14 protein-coding genes and 3 tRNA genes are annotated in these 18,272 nt (G+C 64.8%); 14 read left to right on the top strand and 3 right to left on the bottom strand.

Annotated elements, in window-relative coordinates:
• Positions 1 to 28: 28 nt before the first annotated feature.
• Entirely contained in the window at positions 29 to 772 is a 744-nt protein-coding gene (locus AC1AV0_RS08590; RefSeq protein ID WP_476573076.1) for a 5-formyltetrahydrofolate cyclo-ligase, read from the bottom strand.
• 131 nt (positions 773 to 903) lie between these two features.
• On the opposite strand from AC1AV0_RS08590, the gene AC1AV0_RS08595 reads away from it, so the two are divergent.
• From AC1AV0_RS08595 to AC1AV0_RS08615, 5 genes are all read left to right on the top strand, one after another.
• A complete protein-coding gene (locus AC1AV0_RS08595) occupies positions 904 to 1,518 on the top strand; it encodes a GNAT family N-acetyltransferase (RefSeq protein WP_476573322.1) in 615 nt (204 codons plus the stop codon).
• Positions 1,519 to 1,849: 331 nt separating this feature from the next.
• Positions 1,850 to 2,815, top strand: coding sequence for a magnesium transporter (locus tag AC1AV0_RS08600; protein ID WP_476573078.1), 966 nt, complete (start codon positions 1,850 to 1,852; stop codon positions 2,813 to 2,815).
• 268 nt (positions 2,816 to 3,083) lie between these two features.
• Positions 3,084 to 3,377: a co-chaperone GroES gene (gene groES, locus AC1AV0_RS08605; RefSeq protein WP_476573080.1), complete on the top strand. Its 294-nt coding sequence runs from the start codon at positions 3,084 to 3,086 to the stop codon at positions 3,375 to 3,377.
• 188 nt (positions 3,378 to 3,565) lie between these two features.
• Complete coding sequence (locus AC1AV0_RS08610; protein WP_476573082.1) at positions 3,566 to 4,525, top strand: AAA family ATPase; 960 nt, start codon at positions 3,566 to 3,568, stop codon at positions 4,523 to 4,525.
• A gap of 156 nt (positions 4,526 to 4,681) precedes the next feature.
• The gene (locus AC1AV0_RS08615; protein WP_476573084.1) at positions 4,682 to 9,097 is read left to right on the top strand and encodes a transglutaminaseTgpA domain-containing protein; all 4,416 of its coding nucleotides are present in this window, start codon (positions 4,682 to 4,684) and stop codon (positions 9,095 to 9,097) included.
• 40 nt (positions 9,098 to 9,137) lie between these two features.
• Here the strand turns inward: AC1AV0_RS08615 and AC1AV0_RS08620 are convergent, their stop codons facing one another.
• Complete coding sequence (locus AC1AV0_RS08620; protein WP_476573086.1) at positions 9,138 to 10,391, bottom strand: trans-sulfuration enzyme family protein; 1,254 nt, start codon at positions 10,389 to 10,391, stop codon at positions 9,138 to 9,140.
• 117 nt (positions 10,392 to 10,508) lie between these two features.
• Between AC1AV0_RS08620 and AC1AV0_RS08625 the strand changes: the two genes are divergently transcribed.
• The 9 genes from AC1AV0_RS08625 to dapC all read left to right on the top strand — a co-directional run bounded on the left by AC1AV0_RS08625 (position 10,509) and on the right by dapC (position 16,923).
• Positions 10,509 to 11,588: a histidinol-phosphate transaminase gene (locus AC1AV0_RS08625; protein WP_476573088.1), complete on the top strand. Its 1,080-nt coding sequence runs from the start codon at positions 10,509 to 10,511 to the stop codon at positions 11,586 to 11,588.
• A gap of 101 nt (positions 11,589 to 11,689) precedes the next feature.
• A tRNA-Tyr gene (locus tag AC1AV0_RS08630) sits at positions 11,690 to 11,771 on the top strand.
• 1 nt (position 11,772) lies between these two features.
• A tRNA-Thr gene (locus AC1AV0_RS08635) sits at positions 11,773 to 11,844 on the top strand.
• Between the two features lie 4 nt (positions 11,845 to 11,848).
• Positions 11,849 to 11,922, top strand: a tRNA-Met gene (locus tag AC1AV0_RS08640).
• Between the two features lie 52 nt (positions 11,923 to 11,974).
• Positions 11,975 to 12,142: a 50S ribosomal protein L33 gene (gene rpmG / locus AC1AV0_RS08645; protein WP_476573090.1), complete on the top strand. Its 168-nt coding sequence runs from the start codon at positions 11,975 to 11,977 to the stop codon at positions 12,140 to 12,142.
• Between the two features lie 246 nt (positions 12,143 to 12,388).
• Positions 12,389 to 13,660, top strand: coding sequence for a UDP-N-acetylmuramate dehydrogenase (locus AC1AV0_RS08650; RefSeq protein ID WP_476573092.1), 1,272 nt, complete (start codon positions 12,389 to 12,391; stop codon positions 13,658 to 13,660).
• Positions 13,661 to 13,761: 101 nt separating this feature from the next.
• Entirely contained in the window at positions 13,762 to 15,255 is a 1,494-nt protein-coding gene (locus AC1AV0_RS08655) for an amino acid permease (protein ID WP_476573094.1), read from the top strand.
• A gap of 18 nt (positions 15,256 to 15,273) precedes the next feature.
• Positions 15,274 to 15,594: a ferredoxin gene (gene fdxA / locus AC1AV0_RS08660; protein ID WP_476573096.1), complete on the top strand. Its 321-nt coding sequence runs from the start codon at positions 15,274 to 15,276 to the stop codon at positions 15,592 to 15,594.
• A gap of 204 nt (positions 15,595 to 15,798) precedes the next feature.
• Complete coding sequence (dapC, locus tag AC1AV0_RS08665) at positions 15,799 to 16,923, top strand: succinyldiaminopimelate transaminase (protein WP_476573098.1); 1,125 nt, start codon at positions 15,799 to 15,801, stop codon at positions 16,921 to 16,923.
• Positions 16,924 to 16,935: 12 nt separating this feature from the next.
• Here dapC and dinB read toward each other — a convergent pair whose 3' ends face one another.
• On the bottom strand, positions 16,936 to 18,213 hold the full coding sequence (dinB, locus tag AC1AV0_RS08670; RefSeq protein WP_476573100.1) for a DNA polymerase IV: 1,278 nt from the start codon (positions 18,211 to 18,213) through the stop codon (positions 16,936 to 16,938).
• Positions 18,214 to 18,272: the final 59 nt, after the last annotated feature.

Here is an 18,272-nt window from a genome sequence, read left to right on the forward strand (position 1 = left end):
TGTTTCAAGTGTTGCAACCGTTCATATCCTAGTCATGGGGCTGACAGCCGGCATCGCGCCGGGCGAACGGAACAACGCCGTCCACGCTTATCACCCCATCAACCGGCACGTCATGGGCCTCGTGGGGGAGCGGGCCGTCGACGACCTCCCACGGCCACACCACGGCGAATACCGGCGCATCGGCGCGACGATGCGCCAGCGCGCGATCGTACCATCCGCCGCCGCGGCCCAAACGCACGCCCTGACGGTCCACCGCCAAGGCGGGCACCACAATCAGATCGGCCTGAGCCAACGCCTCGGGCGGCAATACCTCGCCATCCGGCTCTTGCGGGCGGCGGGGATTGTGCGGCCGGGGGCGTGATTCGGACGTCTCAGACGATACGGACACCTCAGATGATACGGACACCTCAGACGATACGGGCGTCCCGTCGGCCATGGCGGCGTCGCCAGCAGGCCGAGCGAGAGGCGTGCCGTCGTCGGACACCTCCCGCAGCCGCCCGATCGCAGGCAAAACGCTCCATCCGATTTGCAACCCCGAGCCCAGACGCGGCACCAGCACGCGCACGCCCGCGTCAAGCCAAGCCCGCAATGTGGGGTCCAGCGGAATCTCGCTGCCCATCGACACATACGCCGCCACCGTCGCCGCGGCCGGCAGCTCGCCGATCCGGGCAGCCAGCGCGGCACCCGCATGCTCGCGCTCCTCGATGGGCACGGCCTTGCGCCGGGCGAGAACGGCTTTGCGCAACGCCGATTTACTCCGCAGATCTTCCATACCGGCCGTTCTACCACGCCGGTCGGTCTTTGCTCCGCGCGACTTGTCTGCGCTGATGACACAATGGGGGCGTGTCCGTTTTTCAAAGCCTTCGTGAGGCGTTCGCGCCCTCCTCACCCAACGCCATCCGCATGCCGTACCAGTTGCATGCGCCGGCGGGCGGCGTGCCGATTATGCTGCGACCGCTGACGGCGGACGATGCCGACGAGTGGAACGATGTGCGCTGGGCCAACGACGACTGGCTCAAGCCTTGGGAATCCGGCGACCCTATGCACGGACCCGGCCTGACCTACAACCAGTGGATGCAGCGCCTGCGCCGCAACGAACAGCAGGGCACTGGCGCGGTGTTCGCGATCGAATACCAGACCCGCATCGTCGGGCAGATCTCTCTGGGCGCCATCTGCTATGGGGCGATGCGCACCGGCGTGATCGGCTATTGGGTCGACCAGCGGCATGCGGGGCGGGGTATCGCGCCCATGGCCGTCGCCCTGCTGGCGGATTGGGCACTCACCGACTTCACCGGCCCCGCGCTGCATCGCGTGGAGATCGCGCTTCTGCCCGAAAACGAACGCTCCCGTCGTGTGGCGCGGAAACTAGGCGCGCGTTTCGAAGGCGTGCGCGAGCGGTATATGTATGTCAACGGCCGATGGCGGGACCACGAGACCTACGCGCTGCTGGCGGAGGACGCCGGCGAGGACGGCTTCGCCGCCCGTCTTGCCCAGCGGGGAACGAACGAGTCCTTATAGGGGTCATCGATCCGCGAAAGCACCCTTATAGGGGTCGGCCGTACCTTTGGCGTGGTGCTTTCGGGTCGACACGCCCAGAAATTATTCACACAGATGGTCAAGGCATCTCCTATTCTTGGAGCTTATGGGTTATGAGTCGCTGAGTACGGTTGTCGTGCTGGTGATCGTCGTGATCCTCATCGCCGTATGGCTGCCCACCCGGACGGTCAACGGCATGAAGCGCGTGGCAGAACATCGGCAGGACCGATTTTCCCCCTCCCTGCATCTGGTTGATGCCGAGAGCGGGACTCGGTTCACGGATGCGCCACCTCAATGGGCGAAAGGGACGACCGTGCAGACAGAAACATCGCAGGTCAGGCTGAACGACGAGCATATTGCCCGCGTGCGCGGGTTGCGTCGTGCGGCCGCGCGGCGTCGTCGTATCGTGGTGCTGACGTTGGCCGCCGCGACCGTGCTGGTGCTGGTGTTGGCGATCGCGCTGCGCTTCAGCCCGCTGTTCGCGCTGATTCCGGCGGCGTTGTTCGTCGGCGCGTTGGTGTTGGGCATCAACGCGGCGAAGCAGGCCCGCGAGTGGGAGAACAAGGTGCGTCTTGCCAAGCGCTCGCAGGCGAGGGCCGGCCAGGCCGTCAAAGCCCCGGCTCAGCCGGTGGCTGGCGACGAGCTCGCCGATGAGGTGGTGGTCGCTAGCGGTGAGACCGCCACCGATGTGATGGAACAGCGTGAGATTCGCCGCGTGCTGCGTCAGGCGCAGATCGCCAAAGCGCAGGCGATGGCGTTGCGTGAGGCCGCCGATTCCGCCGAGGCTTCCGAATCCGTCTCGTCCGATGCCGATAATCAGTCCTTCGATGCCGCGAACGAACCGCAGGCTTCGGTCGTCGAATCCGCAGTATCCGTCGATTCCGTTGAATCCGTCGAATCCATGGCGCAGGAGAACGAGCAGGACGACCACACCGCCCAGCTTGACCAGATCCGTCCCTCGAAGGCTCTGGACGCGTTCGAAATGGCCGTATCCCAGGATCTCATCTCCTTCTCGCTGGGCTCGCCGCGCAATACCCTCGAAGAGGGCACCGCAGAGCCGCAGAGTCTGGAGATCAAGTCGATGCGTCAGGTCGCCAAGGCCGAGCCGGTGGGCGAGGAGACGGGCGAGCTGATCTCCGAGCAGGCCCGCAAGGTCGCCGAGCAGGATGCCGCCGCGTTCCACGCGCGTGAGGAGCATACGGATATCGATCCGCCGGCCGCCACGTCGGATTCGCTGGGTGTGGGGCTCGAATCCATTCTTTCCCGCCGCGTCGCCTGATCTGGCATCTCCTAAGCCAGCGTCGCCTGACCTAGCGTCATCTGAGCTAGAGTCGCCCGACTTGATATCGCCTGATTCAGCATCTCACCGTTTCCCGTCTTGCGAAGCGTGCTTTTTTCTCTCTCAGCGTTAGCACTCAAGTTGGCAGAGTGCTAAAAACCGCGCTACGATGTTCCCTAGTGCAAGGACGACGCAAGTGATCGTCAGCCTCTTGGGTCTGGTCCTGGCGCGGTAACTATCGGTATCGAACAATAAGAGGTGACCCACAGTGGCGATCAAGCTCACACCGTTGGAAGACAAGATCATCGTCAAGCAGGCTGAGGCCGAGACCCAGACCGCTTCCGGCCTGTACATTCCGGACAACGCCAAGGAGAAGCCGCAGCAGGGCGAAGTCCTGGCCGTCGGCCCGGGCCGTCGCGACGACAAGGGCGAGCGCATCCCGATGGACGTCAAGGTCGGCGACAAGGTGCTGTACTCCAAGTACGGCGGCACCGAAGTGCACCACGAGGGCGAGGACTACCTGATCATCGCCTCCCGCGACGTGCTCGCCATCCTCGGCTGAGCGCCAATTCTGCGCGAATAGCGCGAATAGCGAGACATCACGAACCCCGCTTCCCGCCTCGGCAGGAGCGGGGTTCTGCTATGCGCGGCGGGTATGGAAGCTCCTCCAATCCAGGTATTGGAACGGCGGGAGTCCTGCGCGTACACTGGTGGGCGAGGGGAAGCGGGGTCACCTGAAACGAGGTCGTGATGACATCCACTCCAGAAACCGCCGTGTTGGGCAGTCTTACCGAGGCGCTGGCCTCCGTGCTGTCATGCTCGCGTGAGGTGATCGAACTCGCCGTATGCACCATGGTCGCGGGCGGGCATCTGCTGCTTGAGGACGTGCCCGGCGTGGGCAAAACCACACTGGCCCGGGCGATGGCGCGCGGTGTGGGCGGCACGTCGAAACGCATCCAGTTCACGCCCGACATGCTGCCCGGCGACCTGACCGGCGTAAGCGTCTACCAGCAGACCACCGGACGATTCGAATTCCATCCGGGCCCGCTGTTCGCCAACATCGTCATCGCCGACGAAATCAACCGCGCGAACCCCAAAACCCAGTCCGCCATGCTGGAGGCCATGGCCGAGGGGCAGGTCAGTGTGGACGGCGGCACCTACCCGCTGCCGGACCCCTATATGGTGATCGCCACACAGAATCCCATCGAATTGGAGGGCACGTACGCGCTGCCCGAGGCGCAGCTCGACCGATTCATGACCTGCGCGAGTTTCGGATACCCCACCGCGGCGGCGGAATCCGCCATGGTGGCCAACGACCATACGGATTCCCCTCTGGCCCATCTGGAACAGGTGTGCTCCGCCGAACATATCGCACGGTTGCGCGCGCAGGTCGGACGGGTGCGTATCGCGCAGCCGATCGCGGACTATATCGTCGCGCTGGTGGCCGCCACGCGCCATTGGGAATCCGTGCGCTACGGCGCCTCCCCGCGAGGCAGTCTGGCTTTGGGCGCCATGGCGCGCGCCCGCGCGATGATGCTCGGGCGCGAATTCGTGCTCGCCGATGACGTGCAGGCGGTGGCCGCGCCCGTGCTGGCGCACCGTCTGGTGTTGGACCATGGCGGATACGGCACGAGCGTGATGGAGCGGTCGCGCGCGTTGATCGCCGATATTGTCGCCGCGACGGCCGCGCCCCGGGTTGCCAACGCGTAACCGATGCGTCCACAGGTCGGCGGGATCGATATGGCGAACAGCGTGAGAGGAAGTCGGCGAGACGGCGGCCGGAAGCGTGCGCGACGGTCGTGGCCGTGGCGTGTGAATCGGGTGTTGCGCTCACGTGGGCATACTCGCGGCTGGCATGCCCGTGGCATGGCACGCCCCACATTCGCTGGGGTGCTGGTGCTGCTGTTCGACGAGCTGGTCTGCTATGGCGGCCTGCTGCTGGATGACCGCACCCTGATGGGTATGTTCGTGGCCGTTGCGCTCGCTGTAGTGGCCTCGATGGCCATGGCTGTGGCCCAGTTCGTCATCGTGCCCTTGCTCCACGCCGGCGATGCGTCCGTGCGTGCGCCGCGCCGGTTCTCCCGATTGGCTCGACTGCTTGCGCCGCGGGATATGGTCGTGCGCGACCAATACGAGCAGTGCGATGCGGATGGCGTTCCGGTCGGCCGATTCGTGGGCTCGCTGCCACGTAGGCGCGGACTGTATCGGCTGGTCTCCACATCGCTCGCCTGGCGCGATCCTTTCGGTCTGATCGCCATGCGCCGCGTGGTGCGCGGGCAGGCGCGAATCGCCGTTCTGCATGACGTGGCTGCCGAGGATGACGCGCGTCGGCTGGCGGCGAATCTGCGGATGCAGGGGCTCAACAGCGACGAAACCGCGGGAAGCGTGCGCGGCTATGCGCCCGGCGATCCTCCCAAAACCATCTCATGGCGGCACAGCGCGCATCGTGGCACGCTGATGACGCGCGAAACCGAACGCGAATCACGCGTCAATACCGTAATCGTCGTGGACACAGCCTGCCCGTCGCACACACTTGACGCGGCCGCCGCGCAGGTCGCGGCCATCGCACGCGCCTCCCATGAGGCGGGCTTGCGACTCACCGTCATCACCGGCGCGCATGTGGCCGATGATGTCGAATCCATACTCGCCCTGCTCGCCGCCATACGGCCGGATGGAGAACTGGTTGATGAGCCGGTTGGTGGGCCGCTCGCCGTGTCATCGCCGGATGCCGTCGTACCTGCGGCATCGCGGGCATCGCAGCCATCGTCTTCGGCCAGCGCATGCGAGACGACAGTGGATCGCTGGCTTGCCGCGCACCGACATGACACGACGCATGTGACGCTGTATTCCGCCGATCCTCACGGTACGCTCGCCACGGCGCTGCACGCCGTCGTGCCCGCAGAACGTCTGCACGTCGCCTCGATCGCACCGCTACCCGACGATGCCGCGCTCACCGCCACGACCTTCGGACGTAAGCCAACCCAATCCCAATCGCAAACCCCCTCCCTGGCGATGCTTGACATCATCGGGCGGGCCGTAACCGCGGCGGCGCTGCTGGTGTTCTTCGGCGTGACCATCCACGCGCTCACCGGACTGGCCTCCACCAGCGGCGTCTACTGGCCGTGGTTCGCGGCCGGAACATTGGGCTGCGTCGCCATCGAATCGCAGATCCCCTCGAAAACCGCCGCACGCGGCACATGGCGCGCGGCCGGTCTGGCATTGGCCATACTCGCCGCCACCGTGCCGTTGATCGTCCTGCGGGTGCATGACATCGCCGGCGTCTGGCTATACGAGCTGGTGGGAGCGCGAGGCGAATCGGCCAACATCACCGCCTCCGACGGTGTGATGCAGATGGACGCGGGTGCCGCCGGCCTCTGGCAGACGCTGGCCGACAGCGTGCGTGCCGGCTTCGACCAACTCAACCTGCAATTGCCGCCGCTGAACGTCGACGCGTCCGGAGACCTGTTTCTCATCCTGATCTTCGCGTTCGTCGCCATCCTCCTGCGCGGTGTGCTGTTCGAACGGGCCACCGCGCCCGTTTTCGTTGTTCTGCCGGTCGCCGCGCTCGCCGCCGACTACGCCTTCGTCGGACGTCTCGCGCCCTGGTGGGAACTCGCGTTGGTGATCGTGGTCTTCTTGTTAAGCCTGTGGGCCGTGCGTCCGCGGAGCATCGCCCCGAGCCTACCGGTCGCAGCCACCGCCGTCATCACCGCGATCGCGCTGGCGTTCACTCCGGCGGCCGCCGACTGGGCCTACCGCGTGCCCCTGTCCATCGGCAGCAACGCGGGACTGTTCTCCGCGAACACCATCAACCCGATGATCGACCTCAGACGCACGCTGCAGACCGGCTCCGAATCGACTGTGCTCAGCTATCAGGCGGAGCGGCGGCTGTATCTGCGCATGACCACCCTCGACGATTTCGACGGCGACACATGGAGCTTCGACCGGTCGCTCGCCATCGACGGCGGCTTCTACGGTTCCGGCATCCGCCTCGGCGCCAACGAGGAGGACGAACTGAGCTGGTGGCAGCGCGAAAGCCTCAGCCCTTTAAGCGCCTATCTCAACATGCTGGGATATAGCGACTATCTGGGGTACAACGCCTACGACATGTCGGACGCCGAACGCAATGCGATGGACCGCCTGCAAGCCGGGGCCCAAGTGAACATCACCACCTTGGGCTCGCGGTTCCTGCCGGTGATTGGCGACGCCGCATCCGTGACGGGCGTGAACAGCAACTGGGTGCAATACGAGGACGGTTCGGTATACAACCGCACGGGCGGCACCGACGAGAACACCAACTATCGCGTGTACGGTTCGTATATCACGCCCATCGGCGGCGACTCCGGTTTCTCCCAACTCGACGACGTCATCGCCCTGGGGCAGCTTGTGCGCGGCGAAGTGGCCGACAGCGAGGCGGACGCGGATATGGAGCGGCGTCTTGCGGCCCGCGCACAGGCCGTCTCCGACGGGTATGCGGAACGCGTCAGCGGCGTCATCCTCGCGCATTTCACCCTTGACCGCGAATCAGGCACTCTGGTGGACGCGCAAGGCGAGGTGGTGGCCACGGCTTCGGGCGGTGCGGGTATCGTCCAAGGGGTTGACGACGGGGCCGGAACGAACGGCATTGCCATGTCCGGATTCCCATCCGACTACACCTTCACCGACGCGCTGAAGGAACGGCTGGGAATCGCCGACGACGATGCCAGAGCGCTCGCATTCTCCGGAGACGACCAAGTGACGCTCGCCCTGCTGGCGGTCGACGCGAACGATCTGCAGGTGGCGCAAGACGAGCAAGGCATGGAAACGATCGTCGACAGCGCCACCGGCGAAAGTCTATGCCGGCAGGAATCCGTGAACGGAACATGGCGGTTCAGCACCATCGAGGAGCAGGAAGGGGCGGAAGGACTGGCCCAAATGCTGCTGTGGGCTGTGACGGACCAGTTGGGTTACGCCGAACACGGAGCGACATTCGGCACCGGCGCGGACAGTAGCCGTTACTTCACCGAGCAATACCAGCAGCTGCTCGACGCGGTCGACGCGCGCGAAAACGAAATCCACGAACGGTATGCGGGACTGCCCGACGAACTGCCGGAACAGGTGGCCGCGGTGGTCGAGCGGGCTCAGGCGGACGGAGTGGCCACCGACGGCGAAGACTACGACCAACAGGTCGCCGCGATGCGCTGGCTGGTGGACTACTTCACCGATCCGGCGAACGGCTTCACCTACACGCTGGACGCGCCCGACGGCGACGGCCGCAACAATATGGAAGTGCTCAACGACTTCCTCAACCCCGACGGCGGCCACGCCGGCTATTGCGCGCACTACGCCAGCGCTTTGGCCGTGCTGGGCCGCGCGATGGGCGTGTCCACGCGCATGGTGCTCGGCTACAACGCCGGCGTGGGCGAGCGCGATTCGGCGGGCCGGTACAACGTCAGGGCGCGGCAGTTGCACGCTTGGGTTGAAGCGTATATCGACGGCGTGGGCTGGGTGCCCTTCGACGTGACGCCCGCCACCAGCGAGAACGGCAGCGCCGCTTCCGACACCACAGAAGAGACGGGAGGCGACGATACGACCGACGCCGATGCTTCAGGAGCCGACGATCTTTCCGTTGACATCACTCCGGATGACGGTTCCTCCGACGATGCGGCCGTGGACGACGACGTTTCGGACGACGACGCCTCAGGCGATGGGCCTTCGGATGAGGAAGCCGCCGATGATGGTGCCGCTTCCGATACGTCGGATGATGCCGACGCAGGTACGTCTGGCGCGTCGTTCTGGTCGCGGCTGCCGGCATGGGGTCGGGTGACGCTGCTTGTGGGCGGCGCTATGCTCTGCGTGAGCGCGCTCGCATCGCTTCCCGCCGCAGTGCGTGCCCTGCGACGCCGCCGGCGGTTCGCCATCGTCGAGGAGGCGTCCGCACAAGGCGACATGCGCTGGGAGCGGGCTTGGCGGGCCGCATGGTCCGAATTGCGCGACAGCGCATGGGATGCCGGTGTGCGGTGGAAACCCGCCGACAGCGATGCCGCGATCGCCGAGCTGATCGTCGACTATCTGACCGCCGACGCTGACGGAGCCGCGGCTTGCGACGAAGTCTCATCCGAAGCCGCGAGGATTGTGCGTCAGGCCGCCGATCAGGCCATGCTCGCCGCGTTCAGTGACGGCAAAACAGCCTGCGACGCGGAACTGGCGAGGAAACTCGACCTCGCCGTCCGCGCGCTCGCGGCCAGAAGCGGGAATATCCTGCGCCGCATCCTCCCCGCCTCGCTTATGCCGTCATCCTGACCGGACGTCTGGCCGGACGCGGCGTTGGTCGAGACTTTCCTCAGGCGGAGGGAACGTCGAAACCGGCTTCGACCAGCGCGTGGTCGATGTCGCGAATCAGATCGGCCGTATCCTCCAATCCGACCGCCAAGCGGAAGAAGCCGCGGTGGAAGTCGTTCGGATACAGGTACTGGCGTTCGTCGTCCTCGCCGAGGAACACGATCAGGCTTTCGTCATGGCCGAGCGAAACGGCCGACGTGATCACATTGAGCTTCGAGACGAAGCGGTTATGCCCCTCATGGTCGGTGTCCAAACCGAAGGAGAGCACGCCGCCGAAGCCGGAATCCTCACGCGCCAGCTGCGAGGCGGCCATCGCATGGCCCGGATGGCTTTCCAAGCCCGGATACGCCACGAAACGCACTGCCGGAATCGATTGCAGATGCCGGGCGATCGCCTGCGCCGAGGCGTTGTGCTGGCGGATGCGCAGCGGCAGCGTCACTGAGCCGCGGTTGATCAGCCAGGCGTTGAACGGCGATATGATGCCGCCGTAGTTCACCTGCGCGGTGAATCGGATCGCGTCGGTACGAGCCTTGGTGGTGGCGATCAGGCCGCCCAGCGCGTCACCGTGACCGTTGATGTACTTGGTCAGGCTTTCAATCACGATATCCGCGCCCAGGTCCAGCGGACGCACGTTGTAGGGCGTGTTGAACGTGTTGTCCACGCTGACGAGCACCTCATGGCCAACCGCGTCACCATGTTCGTGCGCGATGCGTGCGATGGCCTCGATATCCGAAACCTTCAGCGTCGGATTCGCCGGCGTCTCGATATGCACGAGCTTGGTGTTGGGCTTGAGCGCCGCCCGCACGTTGTCAGAATCGGAAGTGTCCACAATCGAGGTCTCGATGCCGTACTTCTCCGGCAGAATCTCGTTAAGCAGACGGTAGGCCGCGATATATGTCGTATCCGAGAAGATCGCATGGTCGCCGCGGCCCAGGAAGGTGGTGAACGTCGCCGACAGCGCCGCCACGCCGGAGGCCAGCGCCACCGCGTCCTCGGCACCCTCCAGCCGGGCCAGCTTCTCCTCGAGATAACGCTGGTTCGGATGCCCGTTGCGCGTGTACAGGTTCACGTCGGAACTCGACCAGTTGATGTCGGAGGGGTCGTACGGCAGCGCGTACGCGTTGGCGAGGGTGATCGGCCTGCGGATCGCGCCCGTCTCGGCGTCCACTCCGTTGCCCAAGTGGACGCTCAGCGTGCCGAAACCCAACGGCTGATCGTCGAATGATTGCCTATGATGTACCAGTTGTGAAGTCATGCTGCCCAGCATGCCAGCGCCGCCAATCACACGCAAGTGGGGCGAAAGAGGCGAAAACCGCTCCACAATGCGGTTTTTGAACACGATATAACAAGAACCGGTATTAGGATATGGGGCATGACTTTCCAACATCGCGCCATCATCGACACCATCCCCGGCTACAAGCAGGGCAAGCCCGCCCCCCAGGTCGAGGGCCAACGCTCCTACAAGATCTCCAGCAACGAGAACGCCTTCGACCCGCTGCCCAGCGTCGTCGACGCCATCAACGCCAACGCGCTCACCCGCCTCAACCGCTATCCCGACATGCGCGGCTGGGCGGTGGTCGAACGTCTGGCCGCCAAATACGGCGTGGAACCGGAGAACATCGTGCTCGGCTGCGGCTCCACCGAAGTCATCACCATGCTGGTGAATCTGGTGGCCGGGCCCGGCGACGAAATCGTCTACCCGTGGCGCAGCTTCGAGGCCTATCCGATCATCGTCACCGGTGCGGGTGCCACCAACGTGCAGGTGCCGAACCTGCCCGACGGCGGCCATGACGTCGACGCGCTGATCGCCGCCGTGAACGAGCGCACCCGCCTCGTCATCGTCAACAATCCGAACAATCCCACCGCCACCTCCATCTCGCAGGAGGATGCACGCCGCATCATGCAGGCCGTCCCCTCCGATGTACTCGTGCTGTTCGACGAGGCGTACATTCAGTTCAACACCGCCGAAGGCACCAGCGTGGCGATGGATCTGTTCCGTGAATACCCCAACGTGGTCGTCGCCCACACCTTCTCCAAAGCCTACGGACTCGCGGGCCTGCGCATTGGCTACGCGATCGCCCCGGAAGACGTGATCGACGGCATGCGCAAGGTCGCCCTGCCCTTCGGCGTGACCGACGTGGCCCAGTCCGCCGCGCTCGCCAGCCTGGACGCCGAAGACGAGCTTGCGGCCCGCGTCGAGTCGATCGTGGCTGAACGTGACCGTGTGGTCGCGGCGCTTAAGGCCCAGGGATGGGATTTCCCCCAGCCTTACGCGAACTTCTTCTGGCTGCCGTTGGGGGAGCGCACCGAGGCCGCCGCGGCCGAATTCCTCAAGGCGGGACTCTCCACGCGTGTGTTCCCCGGCGAGGGCATCCGCATCTCCATCGGAGAGCCCGAGGCGAACACTGCGGTGATCGACGTGTGCGAGGGGCTGAAAACCGCCGGTTTCTAGCGCGACACACGGTGACGCGACACGCGACTTGCGATTGTCTCAAAGCCGTGGCATACTAACCAAGTTGCCTGACGGGCCCCACGGTCCGGAAGGAAACGGCTGGCGGATTTCCCAAGCGGTCAAAGGGACCTGACTGTAAATCAGGCGCTTCGTGCTTCAGTGGTTCGAATCCACTATCCGCCACGCCCCGATAGCTCAGTGGTAGAGCACTTCCTTGGTAAGGAAGAGGTCGTGAGTCCGATTCTCACTCGGGGCTCTCTGGCGGGGTAGCTCAGCTGGCTAGAGCGTACGACTCATAATCGTAAGGTCAAGAGTTCGAGCCTCTTCCTCGCTACAAATCGCGCCTGTCAACCGGCAGGCGCTTATTACGACTAGAGGTGAATGAAATGGCTAAGAGCGCCGACATCCGTCCCGGCATCACGCTGGCATGCACCGAGTGCAAGGAGCGTAACTACATTACGACGAAGAATCGTCGCAATACGCCCGACCGTCTCGAACTGAACAAGTTCTGCCCGCGTTGCGGCAAGCAGACCGTGCATCGCGAGACCCGCTAAGCATTAAGCTTCATGAAAGCCCGACCATCCGGTCGGGCTTTTTGCGTATTTCGTCCATCTTGGTCCGCGCGCTTCAGCCCGCCGTCCCCTAGAAGCCCGCGTAAAAACTATCGCTGGCTCGCGCTCAGCGTCAGTTGTTACGGAAGTATGCCGTCCGCCGCGTAATTTGCGCCGCTGACTCACACTCAGCGATGGTTTTTACGGAAGTGTTGTCCCTCATGGAAGCCGTGGAGTAATGTATCTGGGATGACGAGTTTTGCAGACATCACCACCATCGGTGTGGGCGGAACCATCGCCCGTTTTGTCGAACCCACCAGCCGTGTCGGCGTGATCGAAGCCATCGAAGACGCCGACGAGCGCGGACTACCTCTGTGCGTGATCGGCGGCGGCTCCAATCTGCTGGTATCGGATGAGCCCTTCGAAGGTATCGTCGTGCGTGACGCGCGCCGGCAGATCACGGTGCCCGACGAGGCCGCGCCGGTCGAAGGCAACGACACCACCGTGCATGTGAACGCCGAAGCCGGCTGCAATTGGGACGATTTCGTCGCGTTCACCGTGGAACTCGGACTCGAAGGCGTCGAAGGCCTGTCGGGCATTCCCGGAACGGTGGGCGCCAGCGTGGTACAGAACATCGGCGCGTACGGCCAAGAGGTGGCCTCCGCGGTCGAATCCGTGGAGGTGTGGGACCGCCAGGACAAGCAGTCCAAAGAACTCACCGCCGCCGAACTCGACTTCGGCTACCGCATGAGCGCGCTGAAGGCCAGCATGTACGCCGCCCCCGCCATCCCTAATGCGGAGTTCTTCCCCACGCCGCGCTATGTGGTGCTTTCGGTCACCTTCGCGCTGAGGCATTCCGCCACCGGCGTGGTGGGTTACGGGCAGCTCGCCAAGGCGCTCGGCGTCGAGGTCGGCGACCGTATGGATACGCAAGCCATCCGCGACGCTGTGCTCAAGGTGCGCGCCGCCAAAGGCATGCTGGAGGACGCCACCCGCTACCTCACGTCCGCGATGGCCGAGACCAAACGCGACGACCAGATCGGACTGGCGCTTGTCGGTCAAGCCAAGTCCGAGCAGGCAGCGCAGGCCGCGCAAGACGGACAAAGCGAGCAAGACGGAAAAGCAGCGCAGGATGCCGTCGGAGCCGGATTGCCGGATCCGGATTTCAATCGCCACAGCTGCGGCAGCTTCTTCATGAACCCGGTGCTCTCCGCCGAACAGGCGGCGCGCCTGCCTGAGGACGCTCCCCGATTCGACGCGACGCTGCCCGACGGCACGCCCGGCGTGAAAACGTCGGCCGCCTGGCTGATCGACCATGCCGGTCTGCACAAAGGCCATAAGCTCGATCCGCAGGCCAAAGCGAGCCTGTCCACGCTGCACACGCTCGCCCTGACCAACCGCGGCGGCGCGAAGGCCGCCGACATCGCCGCGCTGGCCAAAGCGGTACAGGACCAGGTCGAAGCGAGCTTCGGCATCCGATTGGTTCCCGAACCCGTCGTCATCGGCCTCGACCTGCGCTAAGCGGCGGGAGCGGCGGTCGCGGCGGCCGGTGTATCGCCACGGCCCTATACTCGGCTGAGAGAACAGACGGCCGTCGGCCGCGTCACGGGAAAGCAGTGGACATGAACGTATTTCGCACCAAATCCGTCGAACAGACCTTGGCGGAAACCGGCGAGGAAGGGCATGCGCTCAAACGCAACCTCAAATGGTGGGATCTCGCCGTCATGGGCGTGGCCGTGGCCGTGGGCGCGGGCATTTTCTCGGTGGGCGCGCAGGCCGCCGCCTTCCATGCGGGCCCGGCCGTCGTCATCAGCTTCCTGATCGCCGGTCTCGTCTGCGGCGCGGCCGTGATGTGCTATGCGGAATTCGCCTCCATGCTGCCCGTGGCCGGCTCCGCCTACACCTTCACCTATACCACGGCAGGCGAGATCGTCGCGTGGATCATCGGCTGGGACCTCATCCTTGAAATGATGATGGCCGGCTCGGTCATCTCCAAATACTGGGGCGTCTACCTCAACGACTTCCTGCATCTTGTGGGACTGGACGTGAGCACCGTCGTCGCCGTCGGTTCGCTGAGCATCGATGCGGCTCCGATCATCATCGTCGCGTTCTTCACCACTCTGCTGGTGTTCGGCACGAAAATCGGCGCGCGCGTGGACGGCGCGATGACCGTGCTGAAAATTGCCATCGTGTTCTTCGTCATCATCGTCGGCTTCTTCTACGTCAAAGCCTCCAACTTCACGCCGTTCATCCCGCCGAGCGAACCCTCCGCGGCGACCGGCGACGCCGCGCTCACCACCCAGCCGTTGTGGCAGTGGATCACCGGCATGAACCCCACCATCTACGGCATCCCCGGCATCCTCTCCGGCGCGGCGCTGGTGTTCTTCGCCTTCCTTGGCTTCGATGTGGTGGCCACCACCGCCGAGGAGGTCGAGAATCCCAAGAAGAACGTGCCCTTGGGCATCTGCTCCGGACTGCTGCTCATCATCGTGATGTACGTGCTGGTCGCCGTCGTCACCACCGGCATGGTCTCCTATAAGGAACTCGCGCAATACGACAGTCCCTCGTTGGCCACCGCCTTCGAATCGGTGGGTGCCACCTGGGCCGCGCAGATCATCAGCTTCGGCATCGTGCTGGGATTGGCCACCGTGGTGATGGTGCTGCTGCTTGGTCTGACCCGCGTGGTGTTCGCCATGAGCCGCGACGGTCTGCTGCCGCGCGGCCTGTCCACCACGGGAAAGCACGGCACTCCCGCGCGTCTGCAGATCGCCGCCGGCGTGCTTGTGGCCGTGGTCGCCGCTTGCTTCCCCATCGACGTGCTCAGCGACATGGTGAACATCGGCACGCTCTCCGCGTTCACACTGGTCTCCATCTCCGTGCCCATCATGCGCAAAAAGCGCCCCGAACTGCATCGTACCTTCACCGTGCCGGGCAATCCATGGCTTCCCATCCTCATCGCCATCGCCAACCTGTGGCTGATGGTGAACCTCTCCGTGCTCACCTGGATTCGTTTCGTCGTCTGGTTGGCCCTCGGCTTTGCCATCTACTTCGCCTACGGATACCGCCACGCGCTGCTCGGCAAGAGGGAAGAGCCAGTAGTACCCTTAGAGCAGTAACGCTGTAAAGGAGGAACCATGCCATACGTTGTCGCTGAACCGTGCGTGGACGTGCGAGACAAGGCCTGCGTGGACGAATGCCCGGTCGACTGCATCTACGAGGGCTCCCGTTCGCTGTACATCAATCCCAACGAGTGCGTCGACTGCGGCGCCTGCGAACCCGTGTGCCCCACCGAGGCCATCTTCTACGAGGACGATCTGCCCGAAGCGTGGGCATGGTATAAGGACGCGGCCGTGAGCTTCTTCGCCGAAGTCGGCGACCTTGGCGGCGCTTCCGCCAATGGCCCCATCGGCAAGGACCCCGAGCAGGTGGCCGCTCTGCCCCCGCAGAACGCCTGAACCGAAGGTTCGCGCGAATCTCGCGCGTCTGACGGAGTGGGTAGGCCGCGCGCCTGCCGCAACGCTGTGACTGAAGAGGCTTCGGCTGCCGCCGGAGCCTCTTCGTGCTCTTCGCCCGACCAGCCGGTTTACGTGACCGGATAGCCGGTCGAGCCTTCCCCGACCGGAGCCCGGCGCTCCGAAACCACTACGAAAGGCCGATTCATGGGCTTCCACGCATATGAAACCCCCTACGATTGGGGTCGTATCGCCGCATACAAGACGACCGCGAAAGCCGCGCCCGGCGGCATGATCGACCTGTCCGTCGGCTCGCCCGCCGACCCCGTGCCTGCCAGCGTGCGGCAGGCTCTTGCCGATGCGGCCGACGCGCCGAACGCCTACGGCTATCCCGCCACCGCGGGAACCGCGGACCTGCGCCAAGCCATCGACGAATGGTTCCGCGAGCAGCGTGGGGTGGATCTCAAATCACTGAACGCGGGCGTGACGCCCACGGTCGGATCCAAAGAGGCGGTCGCCCTGATGGCGAGCCTGCTGCACTTGGGACCGGGCGATGTGGTCGTGCAGCCGCGCGTGTCGTACCCCACCTATGAGATCGGCACGCAGCTGGCCGGAGCGAGCGTGCTCAAAGTCGACGATGTGGCCGATGTGGACTCGTGGGCGAATGTGCCGAACGTGAAAGCGGTGTGGGTGAATTCGCCGTGCAATCCCACCGGAGCGGTGATCTCCGCCGACTGGCTGGCCGAAATCGTGGCCGCCGCCCGACGCATCGGTGCCGTGGTACTCTCCGACGAATGCTATGCGTTGATGGATTGGCGTTCCGGCGCCAGTGCTGCTCCATGCGCGCTGAACGCCCAGGTGTGCGAGGGGAGCGCCAGCAACGTGCTGGTGCTGTATTCGCTGAGCAAACAGAGCAATATGGCCGGCTATCGCACCGCGTTCATCGCCGGCGACTACCAGCTCGTGGGCGAGATGGCCGAATACCGCAAACAGATTGGCCAGATCATCCCCGGGCCGGTGCAGGCCGCCATGGCCGCGGGACTGCGCGACGCGGACGCGGTGCGCGCGCAACGGCAACGGTACGCCGCCCGCTTGAAGATGCTGGTGGAGGCGCTGCGCTCGCACGGATACGACGCCGCCATGCCGCAAGGCGCGCTGTATGTGTGGGTGAAAGCCAAGTCCGGTGACTGCTGGGCCGATATGGCCGCGCTCGCCGAACTGGGCGTCATTGCCAGCCCCGGCGAGTTCTATGGAGCACCGGAATACCTGCGGTTCTCCGCCACCGCCACCGACGAGTCCATCGCCGACGCCTGCGCCCGCCTCACTCGCTAAACTCCTCTTTCCCTAGTACGCGCCGAAACTGGCCGAATGCTTGCCGAATTTGCGTCGGACCGCGTCAAGCGCGGCCTCCGCATCGCGCAACCGGGCGGACGAGGTCTGTTCGGTCGGGCTCGCGGATTCCTCCAGCATGTCATCCAACGAAGGCTGCACTGCGGTACGTTCCGCCTCGCTGAGGCCCGAGGCGGACACTCCGGCCAATCGGATTTGTTTGGGTAGGGGAGTGTCGGGGCCGGCCGATTGCGGCATCTCCAACATGGCCTTCAACTGACTCACGCTGTGCGGGTACAGCGTACTCGCCGCATCTGTGGGGCTGTCCATCGTATGCGAGCGGGTGCGGTAGCTCAGATCGGCGAACCGCAGCTTCACCGTCAGCGTGCGCGCCACCAGACCGCGACGGCGCAACGTGCTGGCCACGTCATCGCATGCTGCGCGCAACAGGTCGCACACCACGCGCATATCGGTGGTGTCGCGTTCCAGCGTGTTCTCCGATCCGATGGATTTCTCCGGCGTGTACGGCACCACCGCACGCTCATCCAACCCATGCGAGGCCATCCACAGACCATGCGCGGCCGCCGGCGATCCCGTGGCGCGGGCGAGCGCGGTCTCGTCGAGCGCCGACAGATCCTTCACCGAATGCACGCCCCACGCGTTCAACCGCTGTTCCATCGATGGGCCGATGCCGGGAAGGCCGCGCAACGGCATCATCTGCACGAATTCGGCGGATTTCGCGGCGGGAATGAGCAGCATGCCGTTCGGTTTGGCATTGGTCGAAGCCATCTTCGCCACCAGCTTGTTGGCCGCGATGCCCACGGAACAGGTCACATGGAAGCGGCGTTCCACCTCGCGGCGAATCCATGCGCCGATCGCGCTGGGCGAGCCCCATCGCAATAAGGCGGCGGAAACGTCCATATAGCCCTCGTCAACCGAAACCTGCTCCACTTGGGGCGTGACCGCGTGGAACACGTCGGTCATGATGGCGTGCGAGACGCGGCGGTAATACGCCATATCCACCGGCAGGAAAATGCCGTTCGGGCAGAGCTGCCGCGCGCGGGCGGTCGCCATCGCGGAGTTCACGCCGTATTCGCGCGCCTCGTAACTTGCGGCGGACACCACCGAACGCACACCGGTGCCGATGATCACCGGCTTGCCTTTCAGTTCCGGGCGGCGGGCGATCTCCAGCGAGGCATAGAAGGCGTCCATGTCGATATGCAGCACCGTGCAGCCCGTCTCGTCATGGCCCCAATCGCGTTTGGCGGCTTCAAGTCTCGGTGCGGTGCTCATAACCCACCAGTGTAGTACATATGTTCGAATTATGGGTTTTCCGATTTGTTGAGCTCCGC

The sequence above is a fragment of the Bifidobacterium sp. LH_558 genome, assembly GCF_056356295.1.